At 65.0% G+C, this 21809-nt stretch carries 15 protein-coding genes; 8 read left to right on the forward strand and 7 right to left on the reverse strand.

The genetic code is table 11. From position 1 onward, the window contains the following. The first annotated feature begins 207 nt into the window (after positions 1 to 207). Positions 208 to 7644 (forward strand): hypothetical protein, encoded by a 7437-nt coding sequence (locus tag NCW75_03620; GenBank protein ID UYV13379.1) that lies wholly within the window; start codon positions 208 to 210, stop codon positions 7642 to 7644. A 124-nt stretch (positions 7645 to 7768) separates the two neighbouring features. On the opposite strand, the gene NCW75_03625 is transcribed toward NCW75_03620, so the two are convergent. Further along, a complete protein-coding gene (locus tag NCW75_03625) occupies positions 7769 to 8278 on the reverse strand; it encodes a rhodanese-like domain-containing protein (GenBank protein ID UYV13380.1) in 510 nt (169 codons plus the stop codon). Between the two features lie 144 nt (positions 8279 to 8422). On the opposite strand from NCW75_03625, the gene NCW75_03630 reads away from it, so the two are divergent. The 5 genes from NCW75_03630 to deoC all read left to right on the forward strand — a co-directional run bounded on the left by NCW75_03630 (position 8423) and on the right by deoC (position 13986). Continuing rightward, a complete protein-coding gene (locus NCW75_03630; GenBank protein ID UYV13381.1) occupies positions 8423 to 9358 on the forward strand; it encodes a hypothetical protein in 936 nt (311 codons plus the stop codon). A gap of 59 nt (positions 9359 to 9417) precedes the next feature. Then, entirely contained in the window at positions 9418 to 10089 is a 672-nt protein-coding gene (locus NCW75_03635) for a thioredoxin family protein (protein UYV13382.1), read from the forward strand. Positions 10090 to 10187: 98 nt separating this feature from the next. Continuing rightward, positions 10188 to 12287 carry a site-2 protease family protein gene (locus NCW75_03640; GenBank protein ID UYV13383.1) on the forward strand — a complete coding sequence of 700 codons (2100 nt, stop codon included), beginning with the start codon at positions 10188 to 10190 and terminating at the stop codon, positions 12285 to 12287. After that, positions 12288 to 13217, forward strand: a complete 930-nt coding sequence (locus tag NCW75_03645; GenBank protein ID UYV13384.1) for an alpha/beta hydrolase — start codon at positions 12288 to 12290, stop codon at positions 13215 to 13217. After that, on the forward strand, positions 13177 to 13986 hold the full coding sequence (gene deoC, locus NCW75_03650; protein UYV13385.1) for a deoxyribose-phosphate aldolase: 810 nt from the start codon (positions 13177 to 13179) through the stop codon (positions 13984 to 13986). Before NCW75_03645 ends, deoC begins: the two co-directional genes overlap by 41 nt. Here the strand turns inward: deoC and NCW75_03655 are convergent. The 3 genes from NCW75_03655 to NCW75_03665 are packed head-to-tail and all read right to left on the reverse strand — an operon-like array spanning position 13971 to position 16725. Then, complete coding sequence (locus NCW75_03655) at positions 13971 to 15047, reverse strand: transporter substrate-binding domain-containing protein (protein ID UYV13386.1); 1077 nt, start codon at positions 15045 to 15047, stop codon at positions 13971 to 13973. The genes deoC and NCW75_03655 overlap by 16 nt on opposite strands. Before the next feature lie 59 nt (positions 15048 to 15106). Beyond that, positions 15107 to 16069, reverse strand: coding sequence for an anti-sigma factor (locus tag NCW75_03660; GenBank protein UYV13387.1), 963 nt, complete (start codon positions 16067 to 16069; stop codon positions 15107 to 15109). After that, positions 16066 to 16725: an RNA polymerase sigma factor gene (locus NCW75_03665; protein UYV13388.1), complete on the reverse strand. Its 660-nt coding sequence runs from the start codon at positions 16723 to 16725 to the stop codon at positions 16066 to 16068. The genes NCW75_03660 and NCW75_03665 overlap by 4 nt, the downstream gene beginning before the upstream one ends. 428 nt (positions 16726 to 17153) lie before the next feature. Here NCW75_03665 and NCW75_03670 point away from each other — a divergent pair, with 428 nt between their 5' ends. Next, positions 17154 to 18851: a tetratricopeptide repeat protein gene (locus NCW75_03670; GenBank protein ID UYV13389.1), complete on the forward strand. Its 1698-nt coding sequence runs from the start codon at positions 17154 to 17156 to the stop codon at positions 18849 to 18851. A gap of 19 nt (positions 18852 to 18870) precedes the next feature. Continuing rightward, on the forward strand, positions 18871 to 19140 hold the full coding sequence (locus tag NCW75_03675) for a DUF202 domain-containing protein (protein ID UYV13390.1): 270 nt from the start codon (positions 18871 to 18873) through the stop codon (positions 19138 to 19140). 223 nt (positions 19141 to 19363) lie between these two features. Here the strand turns inward: NCW75_03675 and purB are convergent, their stop codons facing one another. Genes purB through NCW75_03690 form a run of 3 tightly spaced genes read right to left on the reverse strand, consistent with a single transcriptional unit; the run spans position 19364 to position 21738 of the window. Beyond that, positions 19364 to 20965 carry an adenylosuccinate lyase gene (purB, locus tag NCW75_03680; protein UYV13391.1) on the reverse strand — a complete coding sequence of 534 codons (1602 nt, stop codon included), beginning with the start codon at positions 20963 to 20965 and terminating at the stop codon, positions 19364 to 19366. A 39-nt stretch (positions 20966 to 21004) separates the two neighbouring features. Then, on the reverse strand, positions 21005 to 21361 hold the full coding sequence (locus tag NCW75_03685; GenBank protein UYV13392.1) for a hypothetical protein: 357 nt from the start codon (positions 21359 to 21361) through the stop codon (positions 21005 to 21007). Continuing rightward, positions 21361 to 21738, reverse strand: coding sequence for a DUF2089 domain-containing protein (locus NCW75_03690; GenBank protein ID UYV13393.1), 378 nt, complete (start codon positions 21736 to 21738; stop codon positions 21361 to 21363). The genes NCW75_03685 and NCW75_03690 overlap by 1 nt, the downstream gene beginning before the upstream one ends. Positions 21739 to 21809 lie beyond the last annotated feature (71 nt).

Genomic DNA, 21809 nt, shown 5'->3' on the forward strand with positions numbered 1-21809 from the left:
ACTGGCGGTATCCTTCGACGACCGATGGAGTATGCGGTCGAGCGAGGGCCCTGCATTTCGCCCCACGCGAGCGTGCTGGTAAGACCTTACCAGCGAACAATGAGGCCCCGACCCAACCAGCCCCGGGCATGGGGCCCACCCAGTGAACCCGCACAAGGGTCCAACCCACGGCACGGCTGAACGCCGATCGATATCTGGAGCATGAGCATGAGTGGCCAACGTAACGGATCGTCCTGCCACGCCAAGGCCCCCTTCGGCCTCGGCCGTCTCCGTTCGCTGTACAACCGGGCCGGGCGTGCGCCCGCGAAGCGCTCCGCTGCCAAAGAAGTGGGCTCGGGCCAGGTGATGGAGCAACTCGAAGCTCGCATCCTGCTGGGTGGCGACCATCCCAGCTTTGATTTGCCGCTCTCGCCGACCTCGGGTACCGAGATCATCATCAACGGCACGAACGGTGAGGGCACCGAAGACGGCACAATCGAGGGCGTGACACCCGACGTGGCCGACGACCTATTCCGCTTCGTGGCACCCGAGAGCGACTTCGTGACGGTCTGGGGCGACACCGTCAACGTGGGCGGCTCCGACCTGGACTCGCGCGTCGAGGTGTACGACATCGACGGGATGCTGATCGCCGAGGGCTCGTCGCAGGGCCAGCTCACCGGCGGTTTCTTCGATGACGGCTGGACGCACTTCCTGGCCGAGGCTGGCGAGACGTACTTCGTGCGCATCCTGAGCGACGTCGACAACTTCGGGCAGATGACCACGGGCGACTACACCGTGCGCATAGACGCCATCACCAACAAGAATCTGGTGATCGAGACCGATCCGATGGCCGCTCCTCCAGCACGGTTCGGCGCTGGTGCGGCGACGGGCACGATTACGATCGCGGGCGATGACGCGGTGTATCGCGTCGAGGCCGGCAGCGACAGCGCCTTCAACTCGCTCGCAACGTTCTACGCGGGGCTCCAGAACTTCCCGCCTTCCGATCTCGACACGCGTGTGGACGTGTACAACGAGCAGGGCCAACTGCTCACCGGCAACAGCGACACGGGCCGCCTGCAGACCGGCTTTGATCTTGTCCAATCGGCCGCCGACGCGGTCTTCTTCGTTCGCGTCCGGAGCGACCGGTTCGACCCCGCCCTGACGACGGCAACCGGCGCCTACACGATCAGGGCCGAGATGGTGGCCACCACGATCGACATCGACCCGGTGACGCGGCGTGGCCAGGTGTTCGACGGCATCGCCGACGCGTTCGACACACGCATTTATCGGTTCACGACGCAAGGGAGCGGCCTCACGTTCGCGGGCGCTGTTGGTGCCGGGCTCGTGCCGCTTCCCCAGCCGGCCCTCCGTCTCTACGACATGGACACTTCCCTGGCGGGCTTCAGCGATCTGGCTGGTCTCGCCGATCTGCAGATCCAACTCGAGACCAACACCGAGTACTTTATCGTTATCGAGACCTTCGATAACCCGCCCGGCGGCACGTACAACGTGTTCATCGAGTCGAACCACACGTTCATCCCGACGCAGGACGTTGACGACCACCAGGACCGCCCCACGGGTGAAGACCCCGATGGCGAAGACCTTGAGTTTGGCGATGACGAGGGCTTCACCAACCCCGCCCAGTTCGACTTCATCCGCCGCCAGTTCGACCAAGCCACGCCCCTGCGGTTTAGCGATCCCTTCCTGTACACCCGCACGTTTGTTGATCCCCTCGGGATGTTCGATGACGTTGTGAACCCCGTGTCAGATCGCAGCTATGTGCAGCAGGCATTGGGATCGGGCCGCATCCACAGCTTCGGCGACACCGACCTGTTCCAGTTCACCTTGCCGTTGGACATGCTGGGCGACTACGAGGGCGACGACGGAGACGAGGGTGACGCGCTCTTTGCCGGCGGCGAGGGCGACTTCATCATCAAGGGCACCGACAACGATACGGGCGGCCCGATCACGCGCAGCTTCCTGGGTATCTGGGACGCGCAGGATTGGTGGCCGGTACGCGCCGGCGTGGACATGACCATCTACTCGATGGAGACCTGGGAGTACGACCCCGATGCCGACATCGGCGGCACGGCCCTGATCCTGGGCGGTGAATTCCAGTTTGCCGATTTCCAGGCGGCCCCGTTTGTCGCCGCATACGCCTATGACCCGCTCGTCGGAGAGTACGTGCTGACACCGCTGGCTGGCGGCCTCGACGGAGCCGTGTTCGACTTTGGCGTGTTCGACTTCGATACCACGGACGACATCGAGTCGCAACTCATTGTCGCCGGTGAATTCACCGGTGGCATCGCGCAGTATCAGGTGCAGCCGGGCGACTTCATTGCCGACGGTGCGTTCTTCGGGCTGCCGATCCTGCCGACCGGCGGGAACGTGTACGCCATCGAGGTCTGGGATCCGGCCGATCCTGAAATGGGCGACGCGAACGAGCTTGGCTTGTATTACGGTGGCGACGGCGGATTCGTCGAGTCGATCGTCATCGTCGATGACGCCCCCGAAATCGGCCCGACGATCGACATCAACCAGGGCGCCGGTGATGGCGTCGTGCTCGACCTGAAGGTCATCCAGATTCCCGACGACATGGGCGGCGATCCCACGCCTGCACTGGCCATTGGTGGGTCGTTCGACGACGTCGACGGCCAGGGCGGCAACAACGTTGTGACCCTCAACGTCGATCCGGCGACGGCCATGAATCCGGGTGAGTTCACGTATGACATCATGGCGAACGGTGTGAACGACACGGTTCGCGCTCTCGAGACATGGGATCGTGATGGTTCAGGCACTGACTTCGACGAGGAACTGATCGTCGGTGGCGACTTTACCGCAACGACGGGTGGTCAGGCACTGGGCTTCATTGGTACGTATACAGGCGCATGGGCGGACGTGAGCACGCCCGTGACTCTTGGCGCGACACCGGGCTTCAATGCACCGGTGCATAGCCTGCGTGTGTTCATCGATCAAGAGTTTGGTGTTGGTACAGCGCCATTCGCCGAGAACCCGGTGCTCTACGTCGGTGGTGAGTTCACGATGGCCGACGGCATCGCTGCCAGCCGCATCGCCCAGCTCACCTTCGATCCGTTCTTCCTCGTCTGGACTTTCACCCCGATGGGCTTCGGCTCGACCGATACGGTCTTCGCCCTGGCCAACTTCAACGATGAATTGCCCGACGTGTGGGATCGCGACGATCGCACCGCGGCCCGTGCACGCCTGACGATCAGCCCCGACTTCCTGCCGGGTGCGCAGACGTTCGTTCGTGTCTATGACTCGGCCTTCCGCGTGGTGTACACCAACGACACCATCGCGCCGCCATTCCCCGATCCCTCGGGCGCACTCGATCCCTCTCTGCTGGGCGCTGACAACGATGGCGGCGACCTCGTGATCGACATCGGTGGCGACCAGGAGTCGCAGTTCTGGGCCGGTGAGACGTACTACCTCGAGATCAGTTCGATTGGTGGCAACGGGCGCTACAGCTTCTCGATGGTCACCGACGCCCTTCCGCCCGACGTAGACGGCGATGGCACCTTCGATGACGTCATCAGCCAATACGGCGAGCCCGGCGGATCCGATCTGATCCGTTCGGAATTCGACGCGGCCCAGGAGATCGTCCTTGGCACCACCACGAGCGGTGATGGCCGCAACTTCCTGGCCCTGCCCAACGCCGCCTACCAAGTGCGCAGTTTCGATGTGACGCCCAGCGGCTTTGCCGTGACCCAGTATCAGGAACTGGGCATGATCGAGCGCATCGAGGACTTCGACATCTTCTTCTTCCGTGCCCCTGACAACGGCACGACTGAGATCCGCTTGGCGACCCAGCAGATCACCGACGAATTCGTCGAGGACATCGTCGATCTGAACGTGGTCCCCCCAGCGCTGGACCGTCGGATCGTCAATAAGACCTACGACAGCCCGCTGGATGGCAAGATCCGTGTGTTCAACAACGACCTCCAGCTGGTGGCCAGCAATAACGACAACGATGGCTTCGCGGGCACACGCTCGCAGGAGCTCATCGGCACGCTGGACCTCATCGGCGACACGCTCTACGGCGCCGGCGACACCGAGATTGAGGGCCGCATCTTCAACAACGTCGATCCGCGCGTGGTGCTGCCGATCGAACGCGGCGAGGTCTACTTCGTCGTGGTCGAGAGCGGCCAGCTCGACGCGTACACGGAGGATCCCGATCTGGTCGATTGGCGCCGGGCGCTGGGCTCGTACGAGTTGCTGATCAACAGCGCGCCGAACCTGGAGTTCGCCGACGACCACCAAGATATCAGCCCGCTCTTTATCGACTTCTTCACCAACGACTCGGTTCTGCCGATCGACGAGCAGGGCCGCGGCGAGATCCGCGGCGAGATCCGGACTCGCAGCGGCGGGGTGGAAGACAACGACGCGTTCGTGGCCTTCGCCGTGGGGTCGGGCGACATCAGCATCACCGTGACGGCCGACAACCCGGGCGAATTCCGCCCGCGGGTGACCATCTTCGATTCCGAGGGCAACCAGCGCGTCAGCCCGACTTCGGCCACGAGCACCGCTCCGGCCGAAGTGGAATTTGGAGCCATCAAGGGTGAGCGCTACATCATTCGCGTGGATGCCAACGTGGGTGAGCAGGGCGGCTATACCATCGAGGTTGACGGCCCGGCTTCGGTCGACGATTATGCCGATGCACACCGTCCGATTGGTGCCCAGGATATCGAGATCCTGGACTTCCTGGGCCGTGGTGAGATTTCCGGTGCGATCGACGCATCGGGCGACACCGACATCTTCAAGTTCACCACGCCGGGCTTCGGTGAAGTCCAGATCGATGTGGAGTCGACCGAGTTTGGCTTTGATCCCATCGTGCGTGTGTACGAGGTGAGCGAGGATCCCGCCGGGAACGCGATCTTCCTGCCGATCGCCTTCAACGACAACCGCAGCGGCGGCACGGTCGATGCTCGCGTGCTGTTCCCCGTCAGCGGTGCCGATCGCACCTCGACGCTGACCATGAAGACCTTCAATGACTACTACGTCGTCGTCGAGGGTGCCAACCAGCAGGGCAGCAGTGGCACGTATGACCTGACGATCACCTCGACGCCGACCGACGACCACCCCGACGAAGGTGAGTTCGCGTTCGCTTCGGATCTCTTCGTTGCTCCGTTGACCGGGCAGGGCGAGCGTGCGGGCCTCATCGAGGTCGAGAACGACGACGACCTCTTCACGTTCATCGCGCCCGCCGGCGGCGAGGCGCTGCTCTCGGCCGTCAGCAACGAGCTGAGCACGTTGCGGCCGACCATCCGCGTGTTCGATGCCGACTTCAACCCCGTCATCAACCTGACCACGGGCACCGATGCCGTCGTCACCGGCCCCGACGGGATCTTCTCGGCGGCGAGCTATCGCTTCGACGTCACGCGGGCGGCCCGGTACTACGTGCTGGTCGGAAGCGATGCGACCGGCAGCGCGACGACCGGCACCGGCGCGTACACGCTCAACGCGACCACGCCCACGGCCGACGAGCACGCCAACGAGGGCGAGTTCGAGCTGGCTAGCGAGATCGTGCTCTCGACCGAGACCGGTGCGGGCGAGCGTGCGGGCAACATCGCCACGATCAACGACACCGACCTGTTCTTCTTCGACAGCATCGTCGACGCGTCGACCACGCCCCAGGAGCACACCGTGCGTGTGGATGCCTCGGGCGAGACCGTGACCCCGGTACTCAGCGTGTTTGACGCCGGCACGTCGCTGCTCTCGACCGTCGTTGATGGCGGTGCGGGCGACCTTGCTCCCGAGGACGGCATCATCGAAGTCGATATCTCGGTTTCTGGCACGCCCGGCCAGCGTTTCTTCCTTTTGGTCGAGTTGGACGACTCGAGCATGTTCCCCACCGGGGCGTACACGGTCACCGTCGAGGGGCCGATCCCCGACGTCATCCCCACGCCGGGCGACGACCACGCGAACCGCGGCCAGTTCAGCCAGGCCACGGTTATCGATCTGGACGAGCGCACCGGCAACGCCGAGATCACCGGCCGCATCGATCCTTCGGCCGACAGCGACCTGTTCCGCATCAACCCGCTTTCCGGCGGCCTGACCTTCGTGCAGGTTGTCACGCCCAGCGGTTCGCTTCTGGACGTTGACCTTACCGTCTTCGAGCAGTTCGGCGGCGGCGGCACTCCGGTGCAGATCGACCGTGATACCACCGGCTTCCAGGGTGTCAATGCCGGTGTCGAGTTCGACATCGCCGGCGTGGGCACGCCGTACTTCCTGCTGGTGAGCGGCCTGAACTCCGCGACCGGCGAGTACACGCTGCGTGTCGATACGCAGCCCGAGACCTTCTTCCTCTATTACCCAGAGGGCTTCGTCAACGAGGACATCAGCGAGTTCGTTTCCATCAGCAACCCGAGTGCGAGCGAGACGGTCAGCTACACCATCCGCTTGTTCTACGAGAACCCCGACCTTGCCGACATGACACTGGTCGAGAACGAGACGCTCCAGCCGGGCAGCCGCGGCGGTGTGACCATCGCCGAGCGCGGCGGGTTCGTCTTCCCGGGTGTGCAGACCGACGAGCCGTACTCGATCGTGATCGAGTCGACCGGCCAGCTCGGTGCCACGCTCTCGCATTATGACTTCGAGGGCGCGATTGGCGAGGCCTTCACGCCGATCACCAGCGACACCTGGGCCTTCGGTCGCCTCGAGCGCAGCCCGGGCCAGGTCGAGTCGTTCCTTGTGTTCTTCAACCCCAACCCCCACGACGTGATCGTGACCCTGACCGCCAACAACGGCGGCTCAGAGATCCAGATCCAACAGACCGTCGAGGCGACCAGCCGCGGTGGCTGGGAGTTGAGCGCCCTGGGCCAGTTGCCACTGGGTGTCTTCGGTGCCACGCTCACCAGCGAGCCGGCCGACACGACCGGGCAGCCGAGCATCGGCATCGTCGCGGCCCTGAGCCACTACGACCTGGTCGCCGGCGAGGCCTTCGGCGTGCTGGGCGATCCGACCGGCGGTTCGACCTTCAACGTCGTCCCGAGCTTTACCTCGGGCTCGGAGGTCACCGGTGAGCTCGTGCTCTACAACCCGGGCGATGCCGCTGCCACCGTCACGATCACCAGTGACTACGTGACCGCGCCATTGCCAAGTGTGCAGGTCCTCCGCACCGTCAACGCCGGCCAGACCGTGGTGCTCCGCGCCAGCGACCTGAGCCTGGCTGCCGATGTCACGGCCGGTATCACTATCTCGTCGACGCAGCCCCTGGCAGGCGTGGTTCTGGAACAACAGAACGGCGATGCGAACGCGATCGCGACGCAGAGCACTGCGGCGTCGACCTGGTTCTTCGGCGATGCCTTCCTCAACAGTGCCGAAGCCGGCCTGACCTACTTCGAGACCCTGAGCTTCTTCAACCCCACCAACGAGTCGATCGCCGTGGAGATCACCCTGTTCTTCAACGATGGCACGACCGAGAACACCGTCCGCCAGGTCGGCGCGGGCGGCTTCAACAACCTGCGCTTGGACGCCTTCGCTCCGATCCTTGATCGCCAGATGCTCAACTTCTTCTCGATCCAGGTGAGCTCGAACCTGCCGATCATCGCATCGCTGACGCACTACGACCTCGAGCTCGACGGCGGCTGGACCAACGCCGGCGCCCCGCTCGGCCTGACCAACCCGCTGGAGCGCATCGTCATCTGACGTACGCTTCCAGAGTCCGGATCCTGATCCCAACGCAACGCCCCCGGCATCCGGGGGCGTTGTTTTTATCTACCTCGTTCTGAATCCATCTCGTTCTGGCGAATTCGACCGAACCGATACTGCTTTAGGGGACAGGCCGCCTTACGTCGCGCGGGGCGTCTCGCTGGGGCTCGTTCTGCGGCTCACCCGACTCGATCGGGAAGCCCGCGTCGGCCCATTCCACGACGCCTCCGCCGAAGAGCCGGGTCTGGTCGTAGCCCAAGACGAGCAGCCTCTTGGTCATCGCCCGGCCCGAAAGCGCCCCGGGCCCCTCGGCGTACACCACGATGCGGTCGTAGGCGTTCACACTCGGGTCGATTTCGCTCTCGAGCGCGAGATCGGGCAGCGTGACGTGGACTGCACCGGGCAGGCGTGAGCCCTCGAACGCACCACGACGCCGCGGGTCGATGAGCAACACGAGCGGCTCGTTGGTCTTTTCCTGCTGCTCAAGCCAGAGCAACCGGAGTTCGGTAAGGGTGATGTTATCGATATCCGCGTCGGTGATGCCGGTGTCGCATCCCGCCACTACACCGATGCCAACGGCCAAGAGGATCCCAGTTGTACGGGAGGGTGTCGGCTGGCGCATCCATGGCATGGTCATCTCCGGGTCGGATGGCTAGGGATACCATGTATCCAAAGCCCAGATTGCCCGTTCTGTGGAATAGGGCCCAGGAGCCCGACGTTACGCACGAACACTATTCTTTGTCAGACCTCAATGGTCAGACCAAAAGGAACCCCCTTGCCAACCAGCCTAAAGCCGATTGCCCGAACTCTGGTCGCGATCCTCGCCGCTGGGAGTTCGCTCGCGTGCGCTCAAGAGGCCGACGAGGTGTCGCAGGCCTCGCTCATCACCGAAACGACGCGGGTGACGCCGGGGCAGACCCTCCTTCTCGGGCTGCACTTTGACCTGAAGGACAAGTGGCACATCTATTGGGATGGCCGCAACGACACGGGCTTCGCGCCCACGGTCGAGTGGACGCTGCCCGAGGGGGTGAAGGTTGGCCCGATGCTGTGGCCAGCGCCCCACCGGTACGAATCGCCTGGCGAGATCCTCGACCACGTGTACGAGGGCCGGCCGACGATCCTGATCCCCGTGACCATCGAGTATGGCACGGTCCCTGGCACGAAGCTGGAGATCGCCGGCGAGGTCGAGTGGCTGGTGTGCAACGACATCTGCCTTCCAGGCTTCGGCCCGGTCTCGATCGACCTGGATGTTGTCCGCATGGGGAATTCGTCGGCGCTCACACCGCCCAAGCTGTCGGTCAGCGACCCGATCGGCCATGCTGCCGCGAACCTGCCCGAGCCCATCCTGCCCGGCGAGGCGGTCGAGGGCCTGGAACTGGGGTGGACCGATGACACGGTGACCATTCGATACGAGGGCGCGAGCGAGTTGGCGTTCTATCCGGCGATGGAATCGACGTCCTTGATCTCGGCGCTCAAGGACGGCGTGGCAAAGGGAGACACGCTCTCGCTGCACCTCGCATCCGCGGAGCGTGACCTCTCCAAGAACGAAGAACGGCGGCTTGTGGGTGTGCTGGCCGTGGTTCCCGAAGCGGGGGAGCCGCGGTGGTACACGATCGATTTCGGGGCCGACGGCCTGCGGAAGCCCGCGAACGCCGACACGATCGCGCGTGTGCGTGATCGAGTGGAACCGAAGCCCGAATCGGGACAATAACTCGAATCGAACACGATGCACCGGGCCCGACGCGGCCCTATGGCACAAAGGAGTCGAACATGACTTGGTTCAAACGCAATGGTCTCGCGATGGTGAGCACGATCGCGGCGATGTCCGCCGCCACCAGCCTGTCGGTGGCCCTGGCCAACCAGGACGGCAACATGGGCCAGCAGCAGCAGAAGCTGGGCGTGACCACGGGCGAGAAGGCCCCGATGTTTACGCTCAAGGACACCAAGGGTGAGAAGCACAGCCTCAAGGACGTGCTCGCCAAGGAAGAGACCAAGGCCGTCGTCATTGAGTGGTTCAATCCCGACTGCCCGTTCGTCAAGAAGCACCACCAGAACGCCACCACCATGACGGCCCTCGCCAAGAAGTACGCCGAGCAGGGCGTGGTGTGGATCGCGATCAACTCGGGTGCCGAGGGTCTCCAGGGTGCCGGCCTTGAGCGCAACAAGAAGGCCATCGAAGAGTACAAGATCGACTATCCAGTCCTGATGGACATGGACGGCAAGGTCGGTCGCGAGTATGGTGCCAAGCGCACCCCCGAGATGTACATCATCTCGAAGGACGGCACCGTGGTCTACCACGGCGCGATCGATAGCGACCGCAGCGCCCGCAAGATGGGCGAGATCAACTATGTTGCCGATGCCCTGAAGGCCCACCTGGCCGGCGAGACCATCGCCACCAACCGCACGCAGGCCTACGGCTGCACGGTGAAGTACCGCAACTGACCGGATTCGCACATCGCAGTTCCTCGGGCAGGCGGTAAGACGCTCGTCCGGGCTTGGCTACAGGCCACCCCCGCCCGGGTCCGATCTACTATCCAGACATGGCCCAGATCCTCCCCTTCGCTTCGACCGCCTTCGACCTACTGCTTGTGGTAGTGGGGTTCGGCTTTATTATCGTTATCCACGAACTCGGCCACTTCGTGGCGGCCCGCTGGGCGGGCATCAGGGTCTTCGCCTTCGCCGTGGGTTTCGGGCCGGCGGTCTTCAGCTTCCGCAAGGGCATGGGCTGGCGCCGGGGCAGCAGCGAGCGGGAGTATCGGACGCTGCTGGCCGACCGCGACGTGAGCATCCACGACCTGCCGCCCACCGATATCAGCCCGACGGAGTACCGCCTGAACTGGTTGCCACTGGGTGGATACGTGAAGATGCTGGGCCAGGAAGATGCCAACCCCGGCGCGACCAGCCATGCGCCCGACAGCTACCAGACTTGCCATCCCGCCAAGCGGCTGGTCGTCATCTCTGCGGGCGTGGTGGCCAACGTCATTCTCGCGGCGCTCGTGTTCATGCTCGTCTTCATGGTGGGACTCCGCACCGAGCCGCCCCGATTGGGCATGGTCGCATCCGATGGTCCGGCCGCCACCGCGCTGCCCGGAGATCCTGAGATCGTTGATGCCGGGCTTGAGCCGGGCGACGATGTGCTCCGCATCAATGGGCGCGAGGCGCGGAGCTTCAACGACCTCATGCTGGCCTCGGCCATGGCCAGGCCCGGCAAGCCAATCGACGTGCTCGTGCGGCGTGATGGCTTCGACACGCCGCTGGCCTTCGAGGTCGTGCCCCAGAAGTCCGAAGCGACGGGCCTCCAGGGCATCGGTGTCGCCCCAGCGCAGTCGACCCAGCTCTACGGCGATGGCGGCGATATTGAGGGCTACAAGCGGGTGATGCGCCGCATCGGCTTGGACACGATCCCCCCCGGTTCCACGCTCGAGTTGGTTCGGGTCGGGGAAGGCTTCGCGCAGGACATCGATGATTCGGGCGTGCTGGCAAGGGTGTTCGCCGAGTCATCGGGCCGGCCCGTGACGCTCACGTTCGACCTCGACGGCACGACGCACGAAGCGACGCTCGAGCCCAGGCCGGTGCTGCAGGAAGCCCTCGTTCCCATGCCATCGGGCGCGAAAACGACGCAGACCCACCTGCTGGGGTTCACGCCGGTGATGACCGTGAGTCCATTGGAAGAGACCGCTCGTGGCTACCAGCAGGGACTGAGGACGGGCGACGTGTTCGCCAGGCTTGGCTCGCTCGAGTTTCCCAGCGTGGCCAGCGGCATCGCCGAGATCCGCCGCAATGCCGGGGAGACCATGCCCATCGTCGTGCTGCGCGATGGCGAGCAGGTCGAACTGCAAGTGAGTGTGACGGGCGACGGGACCATCGGGTTCTATCCCGACCAGGACCTCGATAGCACGCTCCTCGCGCTGCCGCCCAGCGGCGCCGAACTGGGTGAGCCGGTGGTCGATCGCCCAGGCGTCCGCGTGGTCACGGTGGGGGGGCGTCAGGTCTCCAGCTTCGCCGACATCCGGTCGGCGCTGATCGCCGCAACGGAGGGGGCCTTCGCGGCCGAGTCGGATGCCGAAATCGATCTCGAGTTGCTCCTGCCCACAGCCCAAGGCGTCGACGGGGAACGCATCGAACACTCGGTTCGACTTCCGGCTTCCGAGGTCGCTTCGCTGCACGGGCTTGGGTATGGCCCGCCACCGGGCTTATTGAGCGTGTTCACGCCCGCGGAATTCACGCTCAAGGCCGAAGGCCCAATCGACGCCGTCGGTGTTGGTCTGGCCGAGACGCACCGCGTGATGATGATGACCTACCTCACGTTTGCCCGCCTGTTCCAGGGCAGCGTGAAGGTTGAGCACCTGAAGGGCCCCGTAGGTATCGCCCACCTGGGCACGCGCGTGGCCGACCGGGGCTTGATCTGGCTGCTGTTCTTCATGGCGCTCATCAGCGTGAACCTTGCGGTGGTGAACTTCCTGCCCTTGCCGATCGTCGACGGCGGGCAGTTCCTGTTCATCATCTTCGAGTGGATCCGTGGCAAGCCCGTGCCTGAGGCCGTTCAGAGCATCGCCACCGTCGCCGGCCTGCTGCTCATCGGGGCGGCGTTCCTGGTGGTTACCTTCAATGACATCCGCAACGTGTTCACCGGGCTCTGAATGGTGGAGAGCGTTCTCGGCCTCCTGCTCCTGCTGGCCATCGGAGCGGTGCTGTACTGGCTCATGCTCGTCGTACTGACCGCGCGCACGCTGACCCACCCCCCGCGCCAGACCTACGCCAGCGCGGTCTCGCGCGGGCAATTCGGCGACCCGAGTGAACTGGACAAACCCAGAGAGTTCGAGGCGTGGATGCTCCGCAGCCAGGGCCGTGACCTCTCGGTGTGGGATGTGCCAGGCGAATCGCCCGATGGCCCGATCGCGATCGTGACCCACGGCTGGGCCAGCGGCAAGGTGAACTCGATCCGGAGGCTGCCGCTGCTGGCGACGCTGTGCTCGCGCGTGGTGTTCTGGGACATGCCCGGCCACGGCGAGAGCGGCGGGCGTTGCACGCTCGGAGTGCAGGAGACCAACGATCTGCTGGCGATCATCGAGCGCGTTGGCCACGACCGGCCCATCGTGCTGTGCGGCTCGTCGATGGGTTCGGGCGTGTCGATCTCGGCGGGCGTGCGCGCCACGGGCATCGCACAGGTGATCGTGGAGGCACCCTACCGCCTCGCACCGACGCCCGCGCGGAACGTCATGGTGTTCAAGAAGGCACCGGTCAAGTGCGTGCTGGGGCCGGCGCTGGCGTACGTCGGCCTGGCCGCGTGCGGCCGATGGACCGGGCCCGGATTGTCTCGGGGCAAGGACCAACCGTTCAACCGAGAACTCCTCGCCGCCAGGCTGGGATGCCCCTTGCTGGTGTTCCACGGCGACGCCGACCCAACGTGCCCGATCGAGGACGGCCGAGCGATCGCCCAGGCGTGCCCGCAAGGCCGATTCGTCGAAGTTCCTGGCGGAACGCACCAGAACCTGTGGAAGGACGAGGCTTGCCGTGCGATCATGGAGCGTGAGTACACCAACGCCATCGCCGCCCTCGCCAAGCCCTGACCTGCTGCGCCGCCTCGTGGGCGTGCTCGACCTGACCACGCTCGAGGGCACCGACACCTTCGAGCGGGTGCGTGACTTGTGTGCTAGGGGACTTGAACCGCTGGGTGATGGCTCGGCGACGGTGGGGGCCATTTGCGTGTATCCGACGATGGTGCCGGCGGCCGCCGAAGCACTGGCGGGATCGGCCGTACGGCTTGCATCGGTTGCCGGTGCGTTCCCGAGTGGTATGAGCCCCCTGCGCCTGCGCGTGGCCGAGGCGGCGTGGGCGGTCGAGCAGGGCGCGAACGAGATCGACATGGTCATCAGCCGGGGTGAATTCCTGGCCGGCCGCACCGAGCGCGTTGTCGAAGAGGTGCGCGAGATCCGGGCGGTCATCGGCGATGCCTCGCTCAAGATCATCCTCGAAACCGGCGAACTCAAGACCGAAGCCAACATCCGCGCTGCGAGCGAGTTGGTCGTGCCTTTGCTGCGCGATGGCGACTTCATCAAGACCAGCACCGGCAAGATTCAGCCCGCGGCAACGCTTGGAGCCACGGCGGTGATGCTGGGCGTGCTGGCCGAATGCTGGCGCACGGGCGGTCCGAAGGTTGGCCTCAAGCCCGCCGGTGGGGTGCGCACGGCCGACGACGCGATGGCGTATTGGTCTCAGGCCAAGGAGATCATGGCGGGCCACGGCGATTGGGAACGGCCCGACCCGCGATGCTTCCGCATCGGTGCTTCGAGCCTGCTTGGCTCGCTGGTTGATGCACTCGCTCAGGGGCCCAGGTAGATCTCGATCAGGTCGTGCCAAGCGGCACTGCTGGTCTCGGCCAGGATGGCCCGGTTGATCGATTCTCGCAACTCGCTGCCCTCGGGCAACGCCATGCCGTAGCTCTGGGGTGCGAACGTCGCTTCGAGCACGCGGAGGTCCGAGCGGTCTCGCAGCAATGACTGGAGCACCGGCGCGTCGTACACCACGGCGTCGGTTTCGCCGTTGGCCAGCACGCGGAGCGCGTCTTCGACGGTCGCGACCTCGTTCGGGCGCACGCCAGAATCGCGAAGATATTCCACCGCCGTCGTGCCCTCGGGCACGGTGACCCGGACCCCCGGCAGATCCTCGGGGCCACGCACCTTAGTGTCGAGGGCTCCCACGGTGATCGCGCTGGCGATGCCGCCGGTGAACGCCGCGATGATGATGATGCTGGTGAACATCCACACCAGCGCGATGACGCGACCGGGGAACGTGACGGGTGCCTTATCGCCGTAGCCGACGGTGGTCATCGTGACCGCGCTCCACCAGAAGCCGTCGCCCATGCCCTTGATGCCCTTGGGAAATTGCTCGGCATTCTTCTTACGCTCGAAGAACCACATGAGCAGGCCGCTGATGAGCAGGACGAGTGACAGCGCGCCGATTGCTTGCAGGAAGGCCAGGCTCAGCATCCCCTTCACGATGGCTATGAACCCCGAACCGGCGGCGTTCTCGTTGTTGACGGCGATGCCAAGACCGGACTGGTAGTACGCGTGCGTAAAGTCGAGCGTGGCCTCACGCTCGCGGGAGATCGTCAGCGCCGCGATCGCCACATCGGCCTCTCCGCCGCGCACGCCATCCAGCGCGCCCGTGAGCGTTGTCACGTTCCACTCGGTTATCACGTCGAGCCGATCGGCCACGCGGTTCCACAGTTCCACGTCGATGCCCGAGAGTTCGCCGTCCTCGTCCTGGATGACGAAGGGCGGGGTCACCGTCGTGGCTATTCGAAGGGATTGGGGGCTCTCGGTCGTCTCGTCTTGTGCGATGGCAGCAACGCAGAACGCACCCAGGGCGAGGACGGCAATCGTGAGGAGTCGGGCCATGCTCGCACGATACGGAGGAAGCGCGGGTGAAGCCAGTATTCGGGGGAATGCCGGTGGGATCAACCCTCGCCGCGCGGGGCGACCACGACGCGACGGCGAAGATCGGGCACCACAATGCCGCCGGGCTCCTCGACCGTGATGGCGAATAACGCCACGCGGCCGATGTCGAGAGCCGGGTCGATGGGCACGATGATCTCGCCCTCTGCGGTCGCGTTGAACACGCCGCCGCTGACCTTCTGCTCCATGCCGCGGTCGTCGATGACCCACACCTGGTACTGCTCGACGTCGGGATCGTTCACGTCCAGGCCGACGAACCGCAGGTAGCCTTGCTCGAGTTCCTCGTTCCACACCACGTCGCCGGTCACGTCCCGCTGTTCGGCCGGATTGTCAGGGAGGTCGAACGGGCTCCACGCCAGCCGCATAGTGCCCGGAACGTCGAGCAACTTCTGGCGATTGGTGGCGAGGGTCGCCGGATCAACGGGTTCCTCGTACCGCGCGATGCGGAGTTCTGCCGATTCCAGGTCACTCGTCACCAATGCAAGGCGCTCGGCGAGTTCCAGACGCTCCTCGTCGGCGGTTGCCAGGGCGGTCTGGGCCTCGCTAAGTTCGCCGGTTCGGGCGTTGAGTTGCTGCCGCAGGTCAGCCAAGAACGTCTGGTTCTGCTCGGCCTGCTGTTTCGCGCTCGCAAGCTGGGTTTCGAGTTCGGAAATCCGGGAGTTCTTGCCGTCCAGGTGGACGGTGAGCACGGCCAGCCCGATGCCCGCGCCGACCATCAGCACTGCCGCGATGCCGAGCAACGCCCATGGCGTCTTGCGGCTGGGCATCTGGATCGGCCCGCTATCCTGAGGGTGCTCGCTCTTGCGGTCGTTCATTGCAGCTTGTCCCTGGGCCTCCAGGCTTGCCACCAGAGCTACGGGCATGCGCGCATCTTCGGTCATGCTCGCGAGCAGCAGGGCCTCGGCCCATTCGTCCTCGGAGGGGCGCTCGAAGGCGGCGTCGTGTTGTGACCGCTGTGCGCTCATGATGCGGCCCCCCCTGGGCCAACTGGACCGTGCGACGACACGCTCGATGGTTCAAGCTCCCCAGCCTGGACTTCCTCACGAACTCTGGCCAATCCACGCCGGATGTGGCTCTTCACCGTCCCCAGCGGCACGCCGGTGGCGACGGAGATCTGTTCGTGGGTGTGTCCCGAAACGATGAACAAACGCAGTACCATTCTTTGGGGTTGGGGCAGATTTTCGAGGGCCCGGGCTGCTTTTCGGACGTCCTCGGCCTGGCTCGACAGCCCAGGGGCGGGTTTGGTGTCGACCTGGCTATCCAACTGGCTGGCCTCGACGGCCGACTCTTGCGACGCTCCGCGCCGGCGAAGGCGATCGACCACGCGCCGACGGGCAATCACCGCGATGAACGTCTTCTCGCTGCCCTTGGTCGGGTCGAAACGCCCGGCGTCCTTCCAGATCGACGCGAACACGTCCTGGACCACTTCCTCGGCGTCGTGCTGCTGCTGCTGGCCTGAGAAGCGGGCCCGCACGATGCTCCACACAAAGCCGCCGTAGCAGTCGATGAGCGGGCGGACGGCAGTCCCGTCACCAGAGGCGATTCGCTGGAGCAGCGTGGCCTGGCCGGTCGCTGCGGCGGGTTGGGTTGAGCCGCCTTGGGGCGGGCGCTGGGCCGTCATAGGCCTCAGTCTATCGCTGGTGAGGTGAATTTTCATCGAGGCCCGCATCGCGCCAGTCCGTGGGACCGAAGCGTGTGGCGGAAGAAGGGAGAGCCCTGGGAGGGGTGTTCCAAGGCCAAGACTGCGTGCATCCTCCACCTCTGTATGCCTTCCAACAGTCTTGGCACAAGGCCGTCGGTCGTTTTATCCTTGGTTGCCTTCCGTTTCAGATCCTGGGCATCGTCGGAACGCCGTTCGTGCGTGTTTTCTGACATTTGTGATGTAAATGTGCGTCGACGAGCACTTCAGGGTTTGCCCTTTGCGCCATCGGCGTACACAATTCGTATCTCGGGATTCGGGCCCGCGCTGGCGGGTGCCGACGCCGCGTGGCTGGCCAGCGCCATCCATCACGCGAGATTTCCCCATTGTGCGCCTTAGGACTACCTCCCATGTCTCGACGAACGCCAGCGATGCTGCTCTCCCTCGCCCTCCTTGCCGCGACGGGGTCTTCCTTCGTCGCCTGCAACCATTCCGGAGGCTCAGCAAGCGACGGGGGGACCGCAAGCCACGCCAGTAGCCCCGCGCCCACGCTCTACGACGGCTTCGGTGGGTATCACCGTGAGGTCACCACCGACTCGGCGGATGCCCAGCGCTGGTTCGACCAGAGCCTGCAACTGCTCTATGGCTACAACCACGACGAGGCCATCCGCTCGTTCAGGCACGCCGCCGGGATCGACCCCACCCTCGCGATCGCGCACTGGGGCGAGGCGTACGCCAGGGGGCTGCACATCAACAACCCCGTGATGAGCCACGAGCAGAGCGAACTGGCCTACGCCGCCTCCCGGCGCGCTCTGGACACCATCGAGCACGCTTCGCCCGTTGAGGCGGCGCTCATCCGGGCCGTGGCCGAGCGCTACGCCATGCCCGTGCCAGAGGACCGGGCGTATCTCGATCAGGCGTACGCCGACGCGATGGAACAAGTCTGGTCGCAATATCCGGATGACGCCGATGTGGGCGCGCTTTACGCCGAGAGCCTGATGAACCTCCAGCCTTGGGACCTGTGGACCAAGGACGGCCAGCCCAAGGGCCGCACGCTGGAGATCGTCGCCACGCTCGAGCACGTCCTCGAGATCAACCCCAACCACCCGGGTGCAAACCACTTCTACATCCACACCGTCGAGGCCTCCAACGAGCCCGAGCGTGGCGTGGCCTCGGCCGACCGCCTGCGCACGCTGGTGCCCGGCAGCGGCCATCTCGTGCATATGCCCGCGCATATCTACGCCCGGGTTGGTCGCTGGGCCGACGCCAGCGACGCCAACGTGGCCGCGATGAAGGCCGATCGCGCGTACTTTGCCAAGGCCCCCGAGCCGGACTTCTACGCGCTGTACTTCATCCACAACATCCACTTCCTCGCGTGGAGCGCCATGATGGAGGGGCGCTACGAGACGGCCATCACGGTCGCCCGCGAGCTCGAGCGCGACATACCCCAGCACTTCCTCAAGGAATGGACCTTCATCGCCGACGGCTTCATGCCCGTGACCTACCACGCCATGATCCGCTTCGGCAAGTGGGACGATGTCCTGAACGAGAAGAAGCCCGAAGACTACCGCCGGCTGAGTCTCTCGCTCTGGCACTACGCCCGGGGCATCGCGCTGGCCAATACCGGTCGCGTGAGCGAAGCTCGCACAGAGCTCGAAGCGTTTGAGGAAGTCGCTGCCACCGTTCCCGAGGATTGGGTCGTGGGTAACAGTGCCGCCAGCGACGTGCTGGCCGTTGCGCGCCACATGCTCAATGGCGAGATCGCCTACAAGGCCGGCCATCCCGACGAGGCGTTCGCGTTCCTTCGCCAGGGCATCGTGCTCGAGGACCAGCTCAACTACGACGAGCCGCCAGATTGGATGCAGCCGGTCCGCCACGCCCTGGGTGCATTGCTGATGGCCGAGGGCCGGCACGACGAGGCCAAAGCGGTCTACCTTGAAGACCTCAACAAGTACCCCGAGAACGGCTGGGCACTGCTGGGCCTCAGCCAGGCGTTGGCCGCCGCCGGCGAGGACACGACCGCGGTCGATGCCCGCCGCGCCAGGGTGTGGGCCCGGGCGGACGTGAAGCCGGTCGCCTCGTGCTACTGCCACCCCGAGGCGGAGTAGAACGCCGCTACAGTCCTCGATGGACCAGCCCGCCGCGAACGAGCCCACCATCGCCCAACGCCTCGCCGCCGACCGCACGCGCCTGGCCAACGAGCGAACGTTCCTGGCCTACGTCCGCACGGCCCTGGGTATGTTGGTAGTGGGGGGCTCGCTGCTCAAGTTTTTCGATGGCGGGCTGACGAACGCGTTGGCGGTCGTGTTCCTGCTCGCGGGCGGCGCGATCGCCGCGCTGGGCTTCTACCGGGCCGTGCGAACGCGGCGGGCGATCAAGCGATTGATGGGCGGCTAACTGGGAGATTTTTGGGCCGGCATCGGGCCAAGCGCCGAGAATACGGCTGCTTACTTCAAGGAGGATCCCGTGCGTCGCGAACCAACCAAACGTGTCGTTGCTCTGATCTCGGGCTCGGTCTGCGTGCTCGCGATGGCGGGCTGCAGGCCCGACATCCCGCTGATCCCGTTCATCAAGTCCGACCGGCAGGCCTATGGGATCACCGTGCGCGCCGACGAATTCCCTACACCCCCCGATCACTCCCCCCTAGCGAATCCAGGTCTGCTCCGTACCTCTCCCGTAGCGGCTCGACCACTTCCTTGAGGAATCGCTCGGTCTGCTCGACGCTCCGCCCCACGTACTTCATCGGGTCGAGCAACTGGTCCTCGGTCAGCAGGTGGTGTACGGCCCCGAACGCCTCGTCGGCCCGCAGCCGTTCGATTAGGTCGTTGTCCTGGCCCTCCTGCTTGACCTTCATGCCAGCCGCCTGAGCGTGCACGCGGATCTTCTCGTGCAGCTCCTGCCGATCGCCGCCGAGCTTGACGGCCTCCATCATGATGTTCTCGGTCGCCAGGAAGGGCAGCTCAGCCATCAGGTTCTTGCGGACCATGGCCTCGTGCACGACCAAGCCCGACGCCACCTGGTGCATCAGGTCGAGCGCGCCATCGAGGGCGAGGAACGCTTCCGGCAGAGACAACCGGCGATTGCTCGAGTCGTCGAGTGTGCGTTCGAGCCACTGCGTGGCGGCGGTGTCGTAGGCGTTGCCCACCAGGTTCATCACGAAGCGCGTGAGCCCGCAGATCCGCTCGCACTTCATCGGGTTGCGCTTGTAGGGCATGGCCGACGAGCCGATCTGCTTGGCACCGAATGGCTCGTCGATCTCCTTGCGGTTGCTCAAGAGGCGGATGTCGGTGGCGATCTTGTGGAGGACGGAGGCGGTGGAGGCGAGATCGGCGAGGACGAAAGTGTCATAGACGCGCGGATACGTCTGCGTCGTGAGCTTGTGTCGTGGTACCCATTTGTTGTACTCGCATAGTCGCTCAATAAAGTTCGCTTCGAAGTAATCGATCAGATCCAGATCACCATCGAAGAGATTCACGAACGATGCTTGCGTTCCAGATGCTCCGCGTAAGCCTCGCCACAGCATCCGCAGCGAGTCCGGATCCGCTTGGTCGCCTACACGATCTTCACACAGCGACAGTTCGTAGCCCCATTGAGCGGCACGGCGTCCAACCGTTGTGGGCTGAGCGGCTTGATAGTGTGTGAACGCCAGAGTGGGAGTCTCTCGCCATTGATGGGCGAACTCGCTGAGAGAACGGATCACGCTTGCGAGCTTCAATTGCGTGAGCCGTGCAGATTCCAAGATCGTTAACAAATCCGCATTACACACCACATCCTGGCTCGTACACCCCAGGTGGATGATCCCCTTCGCCTTGGGGCACTGCTCGCCCAGGCAGTGCACGTGGGCCATCACGTCGTGGCGCAGGTCGCGTTCGAGCTCGCTCGCGCGGGCGATCTCCTCGTCGGTGATGCCTCGCTCGACCACCGCTCGAAGCTCATCGAGCTGTTCCTTGGTGACCAAGGGGCCTTGCCCCAACGAGCCCCCCGCGCGAGCGGGGGGAATGGCCGCATCATGTGCCGGAGGTACCGCAGTCCCCTCGCTTGCGCGAGGGGCTCGTTGGGATCCCCAGCCCTTCGTCACCTCGTGCTGGGCCTCGGCCACCGCCAGCCAGATCCGCCGCCAGGTGTTGAACTTGTGCCTCGGGCTCCAGATGCGGAGCATTTCCGGGGACGCGTTGCGGGAGGCGAGCGGGGAGGTGTACGTGTCGTTGGCTGAATTGGTCATGCGGGCGATGATATTCGCCCGGATCGGTCCAACCCGTGCTCACGCACCCCGGATCGCCGCCGCGTCCACCTTCCGCTGCTCGGCCCTGGCGTACTGGGCACGGATCACCGGTAGCAGCATGCCGAAGATCAGGGCGCACGTCACCCCGGGTGCCAGGAACACGAACCACACGTGCCAGGGCTGGCCCATGACCAGGGCCACCAGCCCGGTGAGCGCGAGCCCGATGCCGATGAGTAGCCCAAGGGCGAAGATGCCCAAGACGAATCCCTTGGCCTTGCCCATGCCCGCCAGCGGCCCGCCCACGCCGCCGCCGATGCCGCCGAAGCCGGCCCCCAGCCCCACGCCGATGATCGTGCCCACCATGCCCGCCGTCTGCTCGGTAAACCAAGGATCCATCACGACACCCCCTTCAGGTTGTTCTCTTGTCCGTTCTCCGCCCGCTCCCGGGCCGCCGCCAGCACCCGCCGGGCCCCGCCCGCCGATAGCTCGCCCCGCTGCACCATTTCGGCCAGTGTCTCGGCCAGCGGGTCCCGCGGCCGGTCTTCCACCGCCGCCCGCAGCCGCTCGATGACCCCGTCCAGCCGGCCCCGAATCGTCGGATAGCTCACGCCGTACTGCTTGGCTAGGTCCTTCAGCGAGCCCGAGCACAGCACGAACTCGACGACGAGCGAGAGGTCATCGGCGGGCAGCCGGGCCAGCGGGGACCGTTCCAGGGCCGGCTTCTCGGACGCCTGCGGGCTTGTTTGGTTGGTGAGTGGGTGCTGCATGGTCATCTTGCAATATATTCAGTTGGCAATGAACAATATGCATCCAATGTTGACATTGTCAAGCATGACATCAATAA

The organism is Phycisphaera sp. (genome assembly GCA_025916675.1).
GTDB lineage: Bacteria > Planctomycetota > Phycisphaerae > Phycisphaerales > UBA1924 > JAHCJI01.

What these genes read in the sequence shown, in the direction of transcription:
- NCW75_03620 (UYV13379.1), top strand. Translation starts at nt 208, where the DNA reads ATGAGTGGCCAACGTAACGGATCGTCCTGCCACGCCAAGGCCCCCTTC.
- NCW75_03625 (UYV13380.1), bottom strand. Translation starts at nt 8,278, where the DNA reads ATGCCATGGATGCGCCAGCCGACACCCTCCCGTACAACTGGGATCCTC.
- NCW75_03635 (UYV13382.1), top strand. Translation starts at nt 9,418, where the DNA reads ATGACTTGGTTCAAACGCAATGGTCTCGCGATGGTGAGCACGATCGCG.
- NCW75_03640 (UYV13383.1), top strand. Translation starts at nt 10,188, where the DNA reads ATGGCCCAGATCCTCCCCTTCGCTTCGACCGCCTTCGACCTACTGCTT.
- NCW75_03645 (UYV13384.1), top strand. Translation starts at nt 12,288, where the DNA reads ATGGTGGAGAGCGTTCTCGGCCTCCTGCTCCTGCTGGCCATCGGAGCG.
- NCW75_03655 (UYV13386.1), bottom strand. Translation starts at nt 15,047, where the DNA reads ATGGCCCGACTCCTCACGATTGCCGTCCTCGCCCTGGGTGCGTTCTGC.
- NCW75_03660 (UYV13387.1), bottom strand. Translation starts at nt 16,069, where the DNA reads ATGAGCGCACAGCGGTCACAACACGACGCCGCCTTCGAGCGCCCCTCC.
- NCW75_03665 (UYV13388.1), bottom strand. Translation starts at nt 16,725, where the DNA reads ATGACGGCCCAGCGCCCGCCCCAAGGCGGCTCAACCCAACCCGCCGCA.
- NCW75_03670 (UYV13389.1), top strand. Translation starts at nt 17,154, where the DNA reads ATGTCTCGACGAACGCCAGCGATGCTGCTCTCCCTCGCCCTCCTTGCC.
- NCW75_03675 (UYV13390.1), top strand. Translation starts at nt 18,871, where the DNA reads ATGGACCAGCCCGCCGCGAACGAGCCCACCATCGCCCAACGCCTCGCC.
- purB (UYV13391.1), bottom strand. Translation starts at nt 20,965, where the DNA reads ATGACCAATTCAGCCAACGACACGTACACCTCCCCGCTCGCCTCCCGC.
- NCW75_03685 (UYV13392.1), bottom strand. Translation starts at nt 21,361, where the DNA reads ATGGATCCTTGGTTTACCGAGCAGACGGCGGGCATGGTGGGCACGATC.
- NCW75_03690 (UYV13393.1), bottom strand. Translation starts at nt 21,738, where the DNA reads ATGACCATGCAGCACCCACTCACCAACCAAACAAGCCCGCAGGCGTCC.